This is a genomic window from Paenibacillus maysiensis (assembly GCF_000520815.1).
GTDB classification, from domain to species: Bacteria; Bacillota; Bacilli; order Paenibacillales; family Paenibacillaceae; genus Paenibacillus; species Paenibacillus maysiensis.
Window position 1 is genome coordinate 1 of record NZ_ASRY01000108.1, and the last position, 16385, is coordinate 16385.

The 16385-nt window shown below is 48.4% G+C and carries 17 protein-coding genes and 1 pseudogene; 14 read left to right on the forward strand and 4 right to left on the reverse strand.

The window, feature by feature from the left end; translation table 11 throughout:
• Positions 1-1380: cobyrinic acid a,c-diamide synthase CobB (locus L696_RS0107385; protein WP_025683070.1), on the forward strand; the 1380-nt coding region annotated here is incomplete at its 5' end.
• A gap of 160 nt (positions 1381-1540) precedes the next feature.
• Here the strand turns inward: L696_RS0107385 and L696_RS0107390 are convergent.
• Entirely contained in the window at positions 1541-1990 is a 450-nt protein-coding gene (locus L696_RS0107390) for an AbrB/MazE/SpoVT family DNA-binding domain-containing protein (protein WP_025683071.1), read from the reverse strand.
• 429 nt (positions 1991-2419) lie between these two features.
• Here L696_RS0107390 and L696_RS0107395 point away from each other — a divergent pair, with 429 nt between their 5' ends.
• From L696_RS0107395 to L696_RS0107435, 9 genes are all read left to right on the forward strand, one after another.
• Complete coding sequence (locus tag L696_RS0107395) at positions 2420-3058, forward strand: ThuA domain-containing protein (RefSeq protein ID WP_025683072.1); 639 nt, start codon at positions 2420-2422, stop codon at positions 3056-3058.
• 97 nt (positions 3059-3155) lie between these two features.
• Positions 3156-3515, forward strand: coding sequence for a phasin family protein (locus L696_RS0107400; RefSeq protein ID WP_025683073.1), 360 nt, complete (start codon positions 3156-3158; stop codon positions 3513-3515).
• Between the two features lies 1 nt (position 3516).
• Positions 3517-5187, forward strand: a complete 1671-nt coding sequence (locus tag L696_RS0107405; RefSeq protein ID WP_025683074.1) for an ABC1 kinase family protein — start codon at positions 3517-3519, stop codon at positions 5185-5187.
• A 23-nt stretch (positions 5188-5210) separates the two neighbouring features.
• Positions 5211-5783 (forward strand): hypothetical protein, encoded by a 573-nt coding sequence (locus L696_RS0107410; protein ID WP_025683075.1) that lies wholly within the window; start codon positions 5211-5213, stop codon positions 5781-5783.
• 270 nt (positions 5784-6053) lie between these two features.
• Entirely contained in the window at positions 6054-7502 is a 1449-nt protein-coding gene (locus tag L696_RS0107415) for a SulP family inorganic anion transporter (RefSeq protein ID WP_025683076.1), read from the forward strand.
• Between the two features lie 227 nt (positions 7503-7729).
• Positions 7730-8395: an amino acid ABC transporter permease gene (locus L696_RS0107420; protein WP_025683077.1), complete on the forward strand. Its 666-nt coding sequence runs from the start codon at positions 7730-7732 to the stop codon at positions 8393-8395.
• On the forward strand, positions 8376-9053 hold the full coding sequence (locus L696_RS0107425) for an amino acid ABC transporter permease (protein ID WP_025683078.1): 678 nt from the start codon (positions 8376-8378) through the stop codon (positions 9051-9053). Before L696_RS0107420 ends, L696_RS0107425 begins: the two co-directional genes overlap by 20 nt.
• An 18-nt stretch (positions 9054-9071) precedes the next feature.
• A complete protein-coding gene (locus L696_RS0107430) occupies positions 9072-9827 on the forward strand; it encodes an amino acid ABC transporter ATP-binding protein (protein WP_025683079.1) in 756 nt (251 codons plus the stop codon).
• A gap of 17 nt (positions 9828-9844) precedes the next feature.
• The gene (locus L696_RS0107435; protein ID WP_025683080.1) at positions 9845-10723 is read left to right on the forward strand and encodes a cysteine ABC transporter substrate-binding protein; all 879 of its coding nucleotides are present in this window, start codon (positions 9845-9847) and stop codon (positions 10721-10723) included.
• 239 nt (positions 10724-10962) lie between these two features.
• Here the strand turns inward: L696_RS0107435 and L696_RS0107440 are convergent, their stop codons facing one another.
• Positions 10963-11205, reverse strand: a complete 243-nt coding sequence (locus L696_RS0107440; protein WP_025683081.1) for a helix-turn-helix domain-containing protein — start codon at positions 11203-11205, stop codon at positions 10963-10965.
• Between the two features lie 173 nt (positions 11206-11378).
• Between L696_RS0107440 and L696_RS0107445 the strand changes: the two genes are divergently transcribed.
• Complete coding sequence (locus L696_RS0107445; protein WP_025683082.1) at positions 11379-11738, forward strand: hypothetical protein; 360 nt, start codon at positions 11379-11381, stop codon at positions 11736-11738.
• A gap of 179 nt (positions 11739-11917) precedes the next feature.
• Complete coding sequence (locus L696_RS32325; RefSeq protein ID WP_280740137.1) at positions 11918-12052, forward strand: hypothetical protein; 135 nt, start codon at positions 11918-11920, stop codon at positions 12050-12052.
• A 2-nt stretch (positions 12053-12054) separates the two neighbouring features.
• On the opposite strand, the gene L696_RS0107455 is transcribed toward L696_RS32325, so the two are convergent.
• Positions 12055-13287, reverse strand: coding sequence for a PHB depolymerase family esterase (locus L696_RS0107455; RefSeq protein WP_025683083.1), 1233 nt, complete (start codon positions 13285-13287; stop codon positions 12055-12057).
• 387 nt (positions 13288-13674) lie between these two features.
• Between L696_RS0107455 and L696_RS0107460 the strand changes: the two genes are divergently transcribed.
• Together L696_RS0107460 and L696_RS0107465 are read left to right on the forward strand one after the other, a co-directional pair.
• Complete coding sequence (locus L696_RS0107460) at positions 13675-15219, forward strand: phytoene desaturase family protein (RefSeq protein ID WP_025683084.1); 1545 nt, start codon at positions 13675-13677, stop codon at positions 15217-15219.
• Positions 15191-15805 (forward strand): TetR/AcrR family transcriptional regulator, encoded by a 615-nt coding sequence (locus tag L696_RS0107465; protein WP_025683085.1) that lies wholly within the window; start codon positions 15191-15193, stop codon positions 15803-15805. Before L696_RS0107460 ends, L696_RS0107465 begins: the two co-directional genes overlap by 29 nt.
• Positions 15806-15823: 18 nt before the next feature.
• Here L696_RS0107465 and L696_RS30885 read toward each other — a convergent pair.
• A pseudogene (locus tag L696_RS30885) lies at positions 15824-16385 on the reverse strand (SMI1/KNR4 family protein); the annotation flags it as partial.

Below are 16385 nucleotides of genomic sequence, written 5' to 3' on the forward strand. Positions count from 1 at the left end.
GGCGCGGGCAAAACGACCGTTACCCTGGGGCTGATGAAGGCTTTTGCCGACAGCGGCCTGCGGGTGCAGGGCTTTAAGTGTGGGCCAGATTATATTGATCCGACCTATCATACCGCCGCGACCGGAACGCCTTCGCGTAATCTCGACTCATGGATGACCTCGCCGGATACGGTGCGTGAAACCTTTATCCGCGCCTCCGAGGGTGCGGATATTTCCGTAATCGAAGGCGTCATGGGGCTGTATGACGGCAAGGACCCGCTCAGCAACACCGGCTCGACTGCCGAAATCGCGATGCTGACGGACAGCCCCGTATTGCTGGTGGTCGACGTGCGTAGTATGGCACGAAGTGCCGCCGCTATTGTACTCGGCTTCCAGCGTCTGGAACCGAAGCTGCGTATTGCGGGTGTAATCGTGAACCGCTGCGGAAGTCAAGGGCATTACGGCATCGTCAAAAAGGCAATCGAGCAGGAGTGCGGCATCCCCGTGCTCGGTTGGCTCCAACGCGACGACGGGCTGGATATTCCCGAGCGTCATCTGGGCTTGGTCCCGGCTGTCGAGCGCGGCGAGCTTGAACCGCTCTTCCAACGGGTGGCAGAGCTGATCCGCGCAGGCACGGATTTGGACGCGCTGCGGGCACTGGCGGACTCGGCTCCGCCGCTGTCTTTGCCAGCGCATCCGTTATTTTCCACGGATCGGCTTTCGTCGGAGAAGCAAGCCGAAGCCGGGGAACGTCCGGTCATTGCCGTCGCCCGAGATGCGGCGTTCAACTTTTACTATCCGGAAAATTTGGATTTGCTGCGTCAGTCGGGAGCAGAACTTTCCTTTTTCAGTCCGCTGGCGGGAGAACGCGTACCTGAGGGTACAAGCGGCCTATATCTGGGCGGCGGCTTTCCCGAGGAGTTCGCCGCAGATATCGCTGCGAATACGGGCTTTCTAGAAGATATCCGCAACGCGGTGAGTCGGGATATGCCTGTATTCGCCGAATGCGGTGGTTACATGGTGCTGGCGCGTACGCTTACAGATCGTTCCGGTGCCGTGCATAGCATGGCGGAAGTGATCCCGTCCGATGTGCGAATGCAGGACAAGCGGGCCGCGCTCGGATACCGGGAAGCAACTGCATTACAGGATTGTCTGTTGCTGGAGGCTGGAGAGACAATTCGGGGTCATGAGTTTCATTATTCCGTGATGGCCTATGATGAATCAGCCTCCCCGTTCCCTTATGCCTATCAGACCAAGGGAATGCGCGGGCTCCAGAGCGAAGGCTATGCGAAGGGTAACCTGTTGGCAGCCTACACGCATATCCACCTCGCCTCTCTTCCCAAGGCGGCAGTACGCTGGGTGGAAAAGTGCAGGGCATACGGTCAGCAATCCGCTATATAGCGCCCATCGCAACTGTAGTTCATGACAGGATAAATGAAGAACTTGATATGTACGCAAAAAGGCCGGTGCCCTTTATCACAAGGGTCCGGCATTTCTAACTTAGGCAAGATTCAACCTTACATTAAATGGAAGCGTATTCATTACACTTTTGATGATTCGCTCACATGAGCTTCTTCAACTGGGAAATCCTTCCCTGACTCACGCCTAGCATAGAAGCGAGTTGTTTTTGTGAGGATGCTGGGTGCTCTTCCATAAGCTCTCTCATTTTTTCCAGAATAACATCTGTACGCTGATAAATCTTTTTCATATGCATATTTTGCTTGATTGAAGCCGAATTGGTTTCTGACGCCGTGACCGGAAGCAAATCTTCCGTTTTCATCGCGGCTGCACATTCGTCGCAAATAAACTGGTCCTTAAAATAGGTGTTCGTATCAACCGCACCGCAAAATATGCAATTGGTTGATTTGTACTTACGGAGCATGAGTGTCTTGTCTTCAATAAAAAACTCTAATGGATCGCCGATGTCAATCTCCATCGTCATGCGCAACTCTTTAGGAAGCACAATCCGTCCCAAGCTGTCCAAAGGCCGGGTCATTCCAGTCCTCTTCATTCATGCAACCTCCCCGGTTTTTAAGATTCATAGAATGTATAAGTTTTAAGCAATGCTTAACAATTCTATAACCGCAAGCATAAACCTCTACTAAAAAGCGAACCAGCTTTTTTAGAAAACACATGGACACGCTTTTTTTCTTACGAGTATACCATAAACCGATTAATTCGCCAGTGTTCACCCATATAAATTTTTGAATGTGTTTATTCCGATCGAATATATATGCTATAATCTTCTGCTAAAGGATTTAATAGCCCCTCTGTAGAATTATTTATATATGCCGTAGCTCGGACGATGATGGCGGTGTTATGCGCAACAGGTGAGGGCTAATTGAAATTTTTGAGCGCCCGACCCACACCAATAAGAACAAATGACACGGGACATCGCCTTTAAAGTCCTTATATACAGATTAGGCAAGGAGGATTCATCATGGAAAGAAGAAAAGCATTGTTGTTAGGAGATTATACGTATCCGGAGTTTCACCCGCTACAAGGGGTGGACGGAGAGATTAGCCATATTTTACAGGATTGGATGACGGTTCAATGCAGTGAAAATCGTAAAATGCTGCTCAAGGAAAACCTGGCCTCATTTGATTTGTGCATCTCGTACTGCGACAGCCGCAAGGAGGTTTTGTCTCCCCAGCAAACAGCAGGGCTGCTGTCCTACGTCAGTGGCGGGGGAGGACTGCTCGTGCTGCATAACGGAATTACGTTGCAAGGCCGATATGAAATTGCACAGCTCATGGGGGCGCGTTTTTTGCGGCATCCTGCTGCGGGTCAGTTGTCCTTCAAGGTGACGGAGCCGGACCATCCGATTATGGAAGGGATTGAACCGTTTGAGATTGAGGAGGAGCCGTATCGGTTTGATTTTGACCCGTTTACTGAAAAAACACTGCTGATGGAATACGAACACGAGGGCCAATGGTGGCCAGCAGCTTGGTCGTTGTCCTATGGCTTGGGTCGGGTCGTCTACTTGATGCCTGGACACAATCAGCCAAGCTTCCAACATGAAGGATATCGTAAGCTGATTCTTCAGGCTGCCAAGTGGGCTGGACGCTTGCCGGGCTAACATAGCTGATGTCGTCAAACGGGGGGAGCTGCGGACTTTATGCAGGTCCCCTTTTCGGGTTATACTATAGGAAATCACAGGTAGGGGAGGATATATCATGAGCGATTTGTTCAAAAAAGCCATCTCTTTGGGATGGGGCCTCACCATTGTCAGCAAAGAAAAGGTGGAAAAAGCCGTCGAGGATCTTGTGAACCGGGGAGAACTTGCACCCTCGGAATCCAAGGCGCTGGTTGATCGTCTGATCGAACGGGGCGCAGAGGAGCAGGGACAGTTCAAAACGGTGATCCGCGAGCAGGTTAGTCGCATTTTGCAGGAGCTGGATGTACCTACCGAAAATGATGTCGCAAGTTTGGAGCAACGTGTGGCATCTCTGGAAAAACAGGTAGCGGAGCTGGAAAAAGAAAAGGCGGCGCTTACGGGTTCGAGCGATGCTGAGGAAGGGAATCGACCGGATTAAAATGGCGGTTCGTATAAAGCACGCCGGTCGTTACCGGCAAATTGCCATGGCGCTGGCGCGTCATGGCTTTGGCTATATGGTGGAGGAAATGGGCCTGTTCCAGCTATTATCGCTGCCCCGCAAGTGGCTGACGAGAGAAACACCAGAGTCCAAAACGCTGGGTGAACGGATTCGGCTGGTGCTGGAGGATCTGGGGCCTGCGTTCATTAAGCTTGGACAGTTGGCAAGCACGCGCGCAGACCTGCTGCCGGAGCCGATTATCCGTGAGCTGGTTAAGCTTCAGGATCAGGTGCCGCCTTTTTCCGCTGAAACCGCACGTGGCATTTTGGAACAGGAGCTGGATACGTCGTTGGAGGATATCATGGCCCGTTTTGACGATGTTCCGCTGGCTGCCGCCTCCATTGGTCAGGTGCATCTGGGTAAGCTGCACACCGGAGAACTGGTCGCCATTAAAATCCAACGTCCCGGCGTTAACCGCATCATTCGGCGGGATCTGGACATTTTGCGGGAACTGACTGCAATGGCAGTCAAACGCTGGGAATGGGTGGAACGCTATCAGCTTAGCCAGATGGTGGAGGAGCTGGGCAGATCGCTCATTCAGGAACTGGATTACAACCATGAAGCCCGCAATACGGAGAAAATCTCGCTCCAGTTCGAGCAGGACCCGCATATCCATATTCCGAAAATATATTGGGACCATACCTCTTCACGTGTGTTGACGATGGAGTTCCTGGATGGCACCCATCTGGGCAATCGCGAAGAGCTATTACGCCGTGGATATGATTTAAAAGAGCTGGCGCAGCGGCTGGTCAACAGTATGCTGCATCAAATTTTTATGGAAGGCTTTTTTCACGCTGATCCTCATCCGGGAAATTTGCTTGTTCTGAAAAATGGCAATCTTGCTTATTTGGACTTTGGCATGACGGGAAGGCTGAGCGAAGAGATGAAGAATCATCTCGCTTCCCTCATTATGGCGCTGATACGCAAAAATACCGATGCCATGGTTCGGGCTATCGAACGGCTGGGGCTAGTTGAGCCAGATACCGATATGAACGCGCTGCGTGCCGACCTGGATAAAATGCGTGAAGATTACTCGGACGTTCCGTTCTCGCAGGTCAGCATCGGGGATGCCCTGAACGACCTGTTTGGCGCAGCACAGCGGCACCGGATCGGCCTGCCTTCAGACGTCTTGCTGCTCGGCAAGTCGCTGCTGACGCTGGAAGGGGTCGTTGAGCATCTCGACCCTGATCTTAGCATTCTTGCTCTGGCGGAGCCTTTTGGCAACAAGCTGTTAAAGGAACGCTTTAGCGGCCGTCGTATCCGGGGCAAGCTGCTGGGCGGTGCGACCGAGCTGATCGAGACGCTGATGGAGCTGCCGGGGCAGGCAAGGCATCTGGCTTCGATTATCAGCAAAGGCAAGCTCAAGCTGGAGGTCACCGTGCCGGAGCTGGAAATGCTCCTACGCAGGCTGGATCAAATCAGCAATCGCCTGTCATTCAGCATCGTACTGCTGGCATTCAGCATTATTATGGTCGGCCTAATTATCGGCTCATCGCTGAATCATCAGGCGACCGTGCTGTGGAATGTGCCTGCGATTGAGATTGGCTTTGTTGTTGCTCTCTTAATGGTTGCTTTTTTACTGTATTCTATTTTTAAATCGGGAAGATTTTAGATACCGACCGGAAAGGATGAGCCATGGATAATCATGAGTTCAACACCATCCCCATTCATAGTTTCCAAATCACCGATGTGCCGTGGCACCGTCTGACGACTCCATATGGCAGGGGGACCGAGCTGCCGCAATTGATATCGGACGGAAAATATGATGACATTGCTAATCTGATTGAGCATCAGGGCACATTGTGGCAGGTTACGCCATGGGCGTTGCTTTTCTTATTAAGAAATATACATGCGAGAAAAGCGGATGATATCATGCTAGACGAATTAGAGTTATATCATGCAGTTATCGGGGCATTGGACATGCAAAATGCACAAGCTGATTCACAGAAGTCTGTCGAATCCCTGACCGTGCTGTTGGATGAAAAATATCTGTGGCCAGAAGATACCGATCCTGAAGAAGATGAATTGGAATGGGAAGAGGAAGAAGCGCGAGGCTATGATCCGGTGGCCTTTTGGAGCTATTACGATTATAGCTATCGGCTTTTGAAGCGGGCATTACCTGATTTTGAGAGCATGCTCCAGCATAGCTCCGACCCGGATATCTCTGACGCCCTATTGGAACTTGTACAGGAGTTGCAAAAATTTTAAATATAAGAAAACGAATCACATGAAGAAAACGGGCGATATTCCAAGGAAACGCCTGTTTTCTTTTTCTAAACAGCCTCTTACCTGACTCGTTTCTGCGAATCCCTTACGTTATAATGATGGACTGAATGTAACGGCGGGTTCGTGTGAGAGAAACGAGCCGAATCATAGGAGAGCCTATGCGATTGACCGCTGGACGGAGGCCCGGAACGATACCGGGCTGCGGGTCAACACGCGGTTCTCCGTTAATATAGGAGGCTGGAAGGAAACCGTATGAATCTTAGACAACAATGGTTCGGTAATATCCGGGCCGATATACTTGCGGGCATGACCGTGGCGCTGGCGCTGATCCCGGAGGCGATTGCCTTCTCGATCATTGCCGGTGTCAATCCGATGGTCGGACTGTACGCCTCCATCTCAATGGCAATTGTTATTTCTTTTGCAGGCGGACGTCCGGCGATGATCTCGGCAGCAACCGGGGCTGTAGCGGTGCTAGTCGTGGGTTTGGTGAAGGATCATGGCGTGGAATATCTGTTTGCGGCTACTATTTTAGCAGGTATTATTCAGGTGCTGCTGGGTGTTTTGAAAATAGGACGATTTATGAGCTTTATTTCGCAGCCGGTCATGACCGGGTTTGTGAATGCGCTGGCGATCCTCGTCTTTATGGCACAGCTCACCCACTTTCACGGAGCCAATTGGATCATGTACGCGATGGTGGCGGGTACGCTGCTCATTGTGTATATTTTGCCGAGGTTTGTGAAGAGCATTCCCGCTCCATTAACGGCAATCGTCATCATGACGATCATCACGTATGCGTTCGGGCTAAATGTCAAAACCGTAGGCGATATCGGTACACTGACCAGCTCACTGCCTTCATTCCATTTGCCGCAGATTGAGTGGTCGTTGCATACTTTGTGGATTTTACTGCCGTATTCCTTTACGATGGCGCTGGTGGGACTGCTGGAATCGCTGCTGACAGCCAGTATTTTGGATGAAATGACCGAAACGAAAAGCAATAAAAACCGGGAAGCCCGCGGGCAAGGAATTGCCAACTTTGTAAATGGCTTTTTCGGCGGTATGGGTGGCTGTGCCATGATCGGACAATCTGTTATTAATGTTAGTTCGGGAGGTAGAGGGCGTTTGTCCACCTTCACGGCAGGGGTGTTTCTGGCCTTTCTGCTGCTGGTGCTCGGCGGGGTTGTGAAGGAAGTACCGATGGGCGCACTGGTGGGAGTTATGTTTATGGTGTGTATCGGGACGGTGGACTGGAATTCGCTCCGAAATATCACCAAGGTTCCCAAGGCGGACACATTTATCATGGTTACGACGGTCGTCATTGTGGTGGCTACGCATGATTTGTCCAAGGGAGTTATCGTGGGCGTATTGCTGAGTGCCCTGCATTTTGGCTGGAAAATGGCTAAAATCCGCATCAGCGCGACAGAGGACAACGATGAAAAGGTGTACCATGTTAGAGGTCCGATGTTTTTTGCTTCGACGACTCATTTTGTCGACCATTTTGAACCTTCGGATGATCCGAAGCGCGTTGTGGTGGATTTCAGCCAATCGCATATTTGGGATCATTCTGCGGTAACCGCCATTGGGAAGGTGCTGCAAAAGTACACGAAATCCGGTAAATTGATTACCCTGCGGGGACTGAACGAGGAAAGCCGCTTGATTGTGGAAAAGCTCGGCGGTCCTGTAGCTACGGAGCCACTGGTGTGATGAATCGTATAGAATAGACCAAAGCCTGGAATGGAATTTAACCATTTCAGGCTTTTTTGCATGTATTTCTGAAACATAACAAAGTTTTTCTTCCTAAATCATAGATAAATACGACAAATTTTCATCAAAGTATTGACGTAATAATTAGGCTGGAATACAATCATTGTTATTAAACTTACAAAATACATAGGATTAATTGAAAATTAAAAATTGAAAGGTATGTACATATGAATCTAGACTGGGAGTTTATCGTAGAGAGCTTGCCGCTGTATGGTGAGGCGATGTGGCTTACATTGAAGATTGCTTTTTGGGCCATCCTCTTTTCGCTGATCGTCGGTTTGTTGTGCAGTATTGTGTTGTATTACAAGGTGAAGGGCGTCAGCGGCATTATTACAGCGTATATCGAGCTTTCCCGAAATACACCACTGCTGGTACAGCTGTATTTTCTGTATTATGGCTTTACCAAAATAGGTCTGCATATGAGCGAAATGATGTGTGCCATCGTCGGTATGACCTTTTTGGGCGGAGGGTATATGGCAGAGGCGTTCCGTGGTGGAATTGAAGCGGTGAGTAAAACGCAGACGGAATCCGGGCTTAGCCTGGGACTGTCCAAGGTGCAACTGGCGCGATATGTTATTTTGCCGCAGGCCTTTGCTATCAGTGTTCCATCGTTGGGTGCGAATGCGATTTTTCTGCTCAAGGAAACCTCCATTGTTGGCGCCATTGCTTTGCTAGATATTATGAATGTGGCAAAAGACCTGATCGGCATGTACTACAAAACGGCGGAATCGCTGATTCTGCTGGTGCTGGCTTATCTCATCCTGCTTTTGCCTTTGTCGATGCTGCTGACATGGGTGGAAAGGAAGGTGCGATATGCAGAATTCGGGGATTAATGTGCTTTTTGAAGGTTCTAATTTTGAGCGTCTGTTAGGTGGATTGCTCGTTACGATGGAAATTGCGTTTATTTCGATTGTGATCGGCACAGTGCTGGGCATCGTAATGGGGCTATTGCGCACTTTAAAGTCAGGTCCGATTCGATTCGTATTACGTTTTTATCTGGAGACATTTCGTATCATTCCGATTTTGGTATGGCTGTATGTGGTGTACTTTGGCTTTACGCCTTTGCTGAATGTGAACATTAGCGGGGAGCTAACGGCAATTATCGTGTTTAGCTTATGGGGTGCGGCGGAGATCGGTGACATCGTTCGTGGTGCGCTCGAATCGTTGCCCAAGCATCAAGTGGAATCCGGGCAAGCGCTCGGTCTGACGTATGGACAATTGTACCGTCATGTGCTCATTCCTCAGGCGGTACGCCGAATGCTGCCGGGTTCTATTAATCTGGCAACACGGATGATCAAAACGACGTCATTGGTGGTGCTGATCGGCGTGGTAGAGGTGGTAAAGGTCGGACAACAGATTATTGAGCTTGGCGTGATTAAAGCGCCAGCGGCATCCTTTTGGGTGTACGGTTTTATTTTTATACTATATTTTCTCGTATGCTATCCGTTGTCCAGACTTTCCAAGAGATTCGAACGCAGATGGCAAAATTAGCAGGATGGGGTGGGAGTCATGGCAGAAGCTATGGAGGTTTTGCTGGAGATTCGAGGGCTGGACAAAAGCTTTGGTGACCGAAAGGTACTCCAACAGATTGATTTGGAGGTAACGAAGGGGGAGGTCGTGGTCGTTCTTGGCCCTTCGGGCTGCGGAAAAAGCACACTTCTGCGATGCCTCAATGGTCTGGAACCAGTCCAAGGCGGAGAAATCCGATATAGAGGACAGGATCTTACGGACAAAAAAGTGAATTGGCGGGAGGTACGGCAGCATATCGGGATGGTATTTCAGAACTATGAGCTGTTTCCCCATATGTCCGTCTTGGAAAATATATTGCTAGGCCCGCTTAAAGTACAGCGAAGAAACAAGCAGGAAGCGCTCAAGCAAGCGGAGCAATTATTGGAACGGGTCGGTCTGTTGGATCGCAAAGATGCGTATCCGAGAGAGTTATCAGGCGGACAAAAGCAACGGATTGCGATTGTACGCGCACTGTGTATGAACCCCGAAATTATGCTCTTTGACGAAGTGACAGCATCGTTGGACCCGGAAATGGTCAGAGAGGTGCTGGATGTGATGCGGGAGCTGGCACGACAGGGGATGACGATGATTATCGTGACGCATGAGATGGGATTCGCCAAGTCGGTGGGGGATCGCATCGTTTTTATGGATCAAGGACAAATATGCGAAATGACCACACCACAGCAATTTTTCACCCAACCGGAAACAGAGCGTGCCCAGCAATTTCTGGATATATTTCAGTATGAAACTACATAAACAGGGGGATGAATACGATGAAAAAAGGGTTGAAGTTAACTGCATTATTGCTGGCTGTAAGCCTGCTGCTTATCGGATTGACGGGCTGCGCGGGAGCTGGCGGCAATGCCAACGGCAGTTCAGGCTCGGCAAAATTTGCTTCGATTGAGGACATTAAAAAGAACGGCAAAATCCGAATTGGTGTTTTCGCGGATAAGCCTCCGTTTGGCTACGTGGATTCGGAAGGGAAGAATCAGGGCTTTGACGTGTATATTGCGAAACGATTTGCCAAGGATCTTTTGGGCGATGAGTCCAAGGTGGAGTTCGTTCTGGTGGATGCCGCCAGCCGGGTCGCTTATTTGCAATCCAACAAGGTAGACATTATCATGGCTAACTTTACCGTAACGGACGAGCGCAAAGAAAAGGTGGATTTTGCTAACCCGTACATGAAATTATCTTTTGGCATTGTATCACCCGACAGCGCTCCGATCACCACGATTGATCAATTGAAGAACTCGGATCAGAAGCTGATTGTCGCAAAAGGAACGACGGCTGAGACCTATTTTACGAAAAATTATCCTGACATCAAGCTGCTCAAATTCGATCAGTACACAGAAATTTTCTCAGCTCTCAAAGACAAGCGCGGCGCTGCCATTGCTAACGATAATACAGAGCTGATCGCCTGGGCAAAAGCCAACCCCGGCTTCACCGTAACCATTCCGGCCTTTGGCGGCCAGGATACCATTGCCCCCGCAGTAGCGAAGGGAAATAAAGAGCTGCTGGATTGGATCAACAATGAGCTGGATACGCTGGGTAAGGAAAACTTTGTCCATCAAGCCTACAAGAACACACTGACCTCCGTTTACGGAGAAGGCTTCACAGACCAATTGGTCGTAGAAGGCGGCAAAGTGAAATAAATTTTAGAATATAAATGAGTTCTACAGAAATGAATTCCTTTAAAGCAAAAAGACCCAGAATGCCAAGAATAGGGTCTTTTTGCTTTGATTCGATTAACAATATTTTAATATTTAACATAACTATTTAAAGTTTTCATAGCTTATCTAAGTACATATGCGATGGATTTAAAGAATAAATAAGACCCGTAAGATAGACACTGTACCAAAGTGACTTCTTACGGGTCTTTATTCAAATGGAATCAATGATTCTCCGATTCATCTTCAGGTATATATTCGAGAACATCGTGTAGGGTTAACGGACGACCAGAAAGACGAATCAGCGTTTCCATCACTGTATTAAACGTTTTAAATTCGATCCGCTTGGATGTATTGTTACACATTTCATAGATGGTGTTGGGCCTGATTTTGGCCTCACGAGCAAGAGCGTTTTTAGTAATACCGATTTCTCGAAGCAATTCTTCAAGTTTGAAAGTAATTCCCATACATACACCTCATTAAAAAATTTAGATAGAAGAATATTAACCATTGAAGTTTATCCTGAAAAGATATAGAATAACTACAAAGGTTGTACTTTAAAGGCTTAATATATTAGGGATTCAACTTAACAACCTCTCATAGAGGACAATGTAAAAGATGTGAAGGGAGCTAAATTCTAATGAACAAAAGTAATTTTGAAAAAGTAAGTCTCATTCTTGGTCCCTGCGATCTTCCGCATATGTATGAGCTTTTTGAGGGCTATCTGATCAAGGACCGTTACGTCATGATGATCGACAATAGCGTGCTTACCCTTCGACATGTAAAAAAGGAAAGACATCATTCCCATCTATATGTTGACGGCGATACAGGTGGCATCACTCTTGCAAGGCATGTACAACGTGAAGACATAGATGTGATTACTGAGTTGGTCGAACGATTGCGCAACATGGATGCATTAAGTTTTCTTACAGACGAATTGTTATGGAGCACATGTCGGGAAGATATAGACTTTGATTTAGTTCGGAATAAAGGACTATGAAAAAATGGCGAACGTAAATTCTGTTTCGAATTTTTGTCCTCATTTTACTTATATATAATGTAACACACAAGCGTAAAAGGGTGAAATAAACTCCACCATACGCAAGCTACATATTTACTAATATCCTTTAGGTGCATGCTCCCCATATGAGCCTAAGTGAATAGGAAGGTGATTTGCACATGGCTAAAACAGATGTGGCAACTGCACTCCTGATGGTGGTACACAGGAAGGCAGGTACTTTTTTAGATAGCAAAACAGCGCCAGGCGGGTATCGAACCGCCTGGCGCTTTATTTTTAGAGATAGGCAAACATGAATTTATTTCTTTTGTGCAAACAGCCATTCAATCATATCCTGATTTTGCAAAGCGGGAACCCAGGAGAAGTGTCCTACGGGTTTAATAATGCCTGCTTCATATTCAGTAAAATGAATGAGATTTCCATTTTGCGCCTGAATGGCAGCAACCATTTCTTGCGTGTTTTTAGGGCTTACCGTGGTGTCGTCTACGGCATGAAAGGCCCAAATAGGGACGTTTTTCAGTACTTCGACGTGTTTAGGATCAACAGGGGCATACATGTTAACGGCTTTCTCATAGTTGGTCAAACCGGCAATCGGTACGCCTGCGGCGAACAAGTCAAGATTTTTCTCCAACAATCTCCACGTTCCCATAGCCCCTTGAGAAATACCAACAATATAGATTCGGTTAGTGTCGATCGGGTATTTTAACGCCGTTTCCCGTACCAAATCAGCTACAGCACTGTTGCGCGGCTCATCTGCCCAAATAAATTTATGAACCGGGTCAATCGGGCTTTGTGGAGCGATTACAAAGGACGGGTGTTTGGCTTGCTGCTCAGGAGAAGCCCAGGTAACGGCCCCGGCATTGGCCAGCAGATTTACTCCGTTTCCATCACCACGCTCGCCATTTCCGTGCAGAAATACAACCAGCGGGTAGGTCTCGCCGGATTCTACTTTAGGCTCGAACATGAAGTAGTTCAGCTTGTAGCCATCTTTATTTTCAAAGAGGTTCTTTTGGAAATCGTCCACGATCGGCGTCATTTTATCAGTTGCGTTTACAGTTTGCGGTGAGGCTGGAATGACTGTTTTCTTTTGAGTTGCAATGTCTTGTTTCTGACTAATGTAATAATTTAATGCGTTTGGTTGGTTGATTGCGATTGTTGCATTGTAAGTAAGGGTACCCGCATTTTTGTCCTGCGTGTCCAGTTCGATAATGACATATTTGCCATGAGTGCTACGGTTGGCGATGATTCCGGTATCGTTGGTATACACACCGGTCACGGTTCTGTCTGTGTATACATCATTGAGTACAGATTGTACCTGAAAGCTGGATTTGGACAGGGATGCCCCGTCGATATTGGTGCTATATTTCAGTACAACGGCAGAAACGACTTCACCTAAAGGCTGTACCTGAGTGAGCAGGGTGGCCTGTGGTGCTGGAACATCGGATGCTGCGGCAGAGCTGGAGGACGGAAAAACAATCGTGAGCAGGAACACGAAAGATAGTAAAACAAGGGCGAAACGTCTTCTTTGCATGAAATTGATCTCCTTTGGTGTCAATTTTTAAAGCGCTTTCTAAATAGTAAGGATATGTTACTGCATGCTGTTGCATTCGTATGAATCAAAAAAAGACAAACTCCGGGTACACGAATGTACTCGGGTTTTGCCTTTTCAGTAACAATCCCACTTGAAGGATAGCATCTGCATTAGAATCTGACAAGTGAAAGCGCTACAATTTTGGATTTTTTATAATCTTCTCAACTTTTGCAGCTGTAATAAGAGCTAAATTTCTTATGTTTTGATGGTTAGCCCCGGCAGATAACCCCAAAAAACGGGGCTTCCCAAACGTAATGTTGTGGGTTATAATCTCACTAACTTAACACTGTTAATTTAAATAACAATGTTAAAAAAGGAGAAGAAATCATGAAAAAATATGATGTTATCGTCATCGGCGCAGGTCTGGGCGGTTTGTCCTGTGCAGCAAGACTCTCCGCGCTCGGTTACCGGACGGCTGTTTTTGAAAGTCATACCCTGGCGGGCGGCTTTGCAACTGAATTCAAAAGAAAGGGTTATACTTTTGACGTATCCCTGCACGGTGTTGGCGGACTCGAAGAAGGCAGCTTCGCTCAGTTGCTGAAAGACTGCAAAGTGGACCGACGGATCGTACCTCTCCGCAAAAAACACCCGTATTCCATTTGTTGGGAAGGACAGATCATTGATATCCCGTCCGATGTGCAGGAATATGTGCAGCTCCTCAAAAACATGTTCCCTGCTGAGCAGGCAGCCATCGACAGCCTGTTTGCAGGTATTCGCCGCTTTGAGGAAGGCTTCTCCGTCTTCTCTTCCTCTTCCCTCACTTCCTGGCGCAAGGCGGCTGGCCTGCTCAAAGCAGGAACCTTCTTCCGCTGGACGCAAATGACCACTTGGGAGGCTGTAAGTCAGTTCGGGCTGTCTGAGAAATTCACGGAATTTTTCACTGCGCTCTGGCCCTATTATGGATTGCCCCCGAAGCGGCTTGCCGCCTTGTATTTTTTCATTCCCTGGATCGGCTATCATTTGGAGGGAACGTATTACATTCAGGGAGGCGCACAAGCTTTATCCAATGCGCTTGTTGCCGCCATTGAGTCAGCCGGCGGAGAGGTTCACCTGCGCAGTCAGGTGTCGGAGATTGTACTCAAAGGCGGCAAAGCAGTTGGTGTACGCCTGAAAAAAGGGGACGTATATGAAGCCAATTGGATTGTGTCCGGTATCAGTCCCCATCATACCTATGGCTGTCTGCTATCGAACCATGATGCTGCCCGCCGTGAGCTGGAAGCCGTCAGCGGCCTGGAGACCGGCACGTCTCTCACCCAGTTATATCTTGGGTTATTATGTGAACCCCATGAGCTTGGCATCACCGAAGAAGACTTAATTCTGCGTAACGAGCCAGATTCGGAGACAGATTATGAAGTCATGATGAGCGGTCAGTATACCAAAGGCAACTGGATGCTCACGAATTACAACGCCATGGATCCCTCGCTTAATGAGCCGGGGAAAGGCGTCATTGCAGTTACATTTTTGGACAGATTGGAAAATTGGCCTGCGACGCGTCCCGAATATAGAGCCCAAAAAGAAGCCGTAACACGGCAGATACTGAAGCGTCTTGAAGGATTGTATCCGGGGTTTAGCAGTAAAGTGGTGGTAGCCGAGTTGGGTACACCGCGGACGATGCAGCGTTATACAGCCAATCCCGACGGGGCCGTCTACGGCTACGCGCAAACGGTACGGCAGTCTGGCATGAAAAGACTGAAACGCAAAACAGCGGTGAACCGCCTGTCATTGGTGGGGGCATGGACACAGCCGGGGGGCGGGTTTCAAGGGGCTATGAACTCGGGTATAATGGAAGCTGATCGTATCGCCGCCAAATTGGGGCAGGCAGAAAGGGCTAGTACATTTACTCATGAAACATATCAAACGCCGAGAACGTGAAAGCAGTGAGATTCGCCGGAAAATAATCGAGGCCGCCCGCTCGCTTTTCCTGAACCAAGGGTATGCCGAAGTTTCCATGCGCAAAATTGCGGATCAGATCGAATATTCGCCAACGACCATTTATCATTATTTTGCCAATAAGGAAGCGATTGTCCGTGAACTGCTGATAGAAGGAAATTCCATGTTTTTTCAGTCTCTTCAGCAGCGTACGGAAGAAGCACAGGCAGCAGGATTGAATGCCCTGGACGTGCTGAAAACGGTGTCCGACTCTTATGTCCGTTTTGGAACGGCTAACCCGGAATATTACAATATCCTGTTTATCAGCAACCTGGAATCTGTAAGCTTAATCAACCTTATTGACAGTGGACGCTTTAAAGGCTTTGAGTTGCTTGAATCCGGACTAAAAGCCGCTATGGATGATGGCAGCATAACTCAAGGGGATGAGCGCCTGATCGCCACATCCGTGTGGAGCATGCTGCACGGATTGACTTCCCTGCTCCTGAATTTTGATTTTCCTACGGCAAAATCAAATGACGAATTAATTTCATTCACTATAGATACCTTTTTCCGGGGATTAAGCCGCTGACGCAGCGGCTCCAAAAGGTTAACAATGCTCCGAATCATAAAGCTGCTCCAGCACTGCTCGAATACGGCGTTTATCTTTTTTGAGCATAACAAGCTGCAAAGAAGTATGAAGCAGGTCTGAGATGTTAGCCCAAGTGTCTGCTTCCAGAGGGGGAAGAAGATCCCGTTGAATCATGATATTCAATGCTTCGGTTGTGATTTTCTGATGAAGCTCGCTGTCGGATAGCCATTCGAGCAACTGTTTAGTTGTAGGACGGGAGTGAGCGAAAAGCGCTGCCCAGCCCTCTACGGGATGATTCACCTTATCCCGTATCCAGTCAATGACCTGTGATGAATGAAAATGCTGTAGCTGCCCGTTAGCGGTGTACCCTTCTAATTTACCATCCACCGCTGAATGCTGTAGCAGGTAATTGCACACGTATGTCAAGCCTTCATGCCCGGGCAGACAGCGGGCGGTCAGGTAGGCACGGGTGGATACAAATGTACCTACACCAACAGGGTCGCTATTGGGAACCGAAGAAGAAGTCCACGCTTGCACGTTGCCCGGCTGCCATAAGGAATGGACCCAATCGGCAGGCCCC

What these genes read in the sequence shown, in the direction of transcription:
- L696_RS0107460 (WP_025683084.1), top strand. Translation starts at nt 13,675, where the DNA reads ATGAAAAAATATGATGTTATCGTCATCGGCGCAGGTCTGGGCGGTTTG.
- L696_RS0107390 (WP_025683071.1), bottom strand. Translation starts at nt 1,990, where the DNA reads ATGAAGAGGACTGGAATGACCCGGCCTTTGGACAGCTTGGGACGGATT.
- L696_RS0107445 (WP_025683082.1), top strand. Translation starts at nt 11,379, where the DNA reads ATGAACAAAAGTAATTTTGAAAAAGTAAGTCTCATTCTTGGTCCCTGC.
- L696_RS0107455 (WP_025683083.1), bottom strand. Translation starts at nt 13,287, where the DNA reads ATGCAAAGAAGACGTTTCGCCCTTGTTTTACTATCTTTCGTGTTCCTG.
- L696_RS0107415 (WP_025683076.1), top strand. Translation starts at nt 6,054, where the DNA reads ATGAATCTTAGACAACAATGGTTCGGTAATATCCGGGCCGATATACTT.
- L696_RS0107400 (WP_025683073.1), top strand. Translation starts at nt 3,156, where the DNA reads ATGAGCGATTTGTTCAAAAAAGCCATCTCTTTGGGATGGGGCCTCACC.
- L696_RS0107465 (WP_025683085.1), top strand. Translation starts at nt 15,191, where the DNA reads ATGAAACATATCAAACGCCGAGAACGTGAAAGCAGTGAGATTCGCCGG.
- L696_RS32325 (WP_280740137.1), top strand. Translation starts at nt 11,918, where the DNA reads ATGGCTAAAACAGATGTGGCAACTGCACTCCTGATGGTGGTACACAGG.
- L696_RS0107405 (WP_025683074.1), top strand. Translation starts at nt 3,517, where the DNA reads ATGGCGGTTCGTATAAAGCACGCCGGTCGTTACCGGCAAATTGCCATG.
- L696_RS0107425 (WP_025683078.1), top strand. Translation starts at nt 8,376, where the DNA reads ATGCAGAATTCGGGGATTAATGTGCTTTTTGAAGGTTCTAATTTTGAG.
- L696_RS0107420 (WP_025683077.1), top strand. Translation starts at nt 7,730, where the DNA reads ATGAATCTAGACTGGGAGTTTATCGTAGAGAGCTTGCCGCTGTATGGT.
- L696_RS0107440 (WP_025683081.1), bottom strand. Translation starts at nt 11,205, where the DNA reads ATGGGAATTACTTTCAAACTTGAAGAATTGCTTCGAGAAATCGGTATT.
- L696_RS0107430 (WP_025683079.1), top strand. Translation starts at nt 9,072, where the DNA reads ATGGCAGAAGCTATGGAGGTTTTGCTGGAGATTCGAGGGCTGGACAAA.
- L696_RS0107395 (WP_025683072.1), top strand. Translation starts at nt 2,420, where the DNA reads ATGGAAAGAAGAAAAGCATTGTTGTTAGGAGATTATACGTATCCGGAG.
- L696_RS0107410 (WP_025683075.1), top strand. Translation starts at nt 5,211, where the DNA reads ATGGATAATCATGAGTTCAACACCATCCCCATTCATAGTTTCCAAATC.
- L696_RS0107435 (WP_025683080.1), top strand. Translation starts at nt 9,845, where the DNA reads ATGAAAAAAGGGTTGAAGTTAACTGCATTATTGCTGGCTGTAAGCCTG.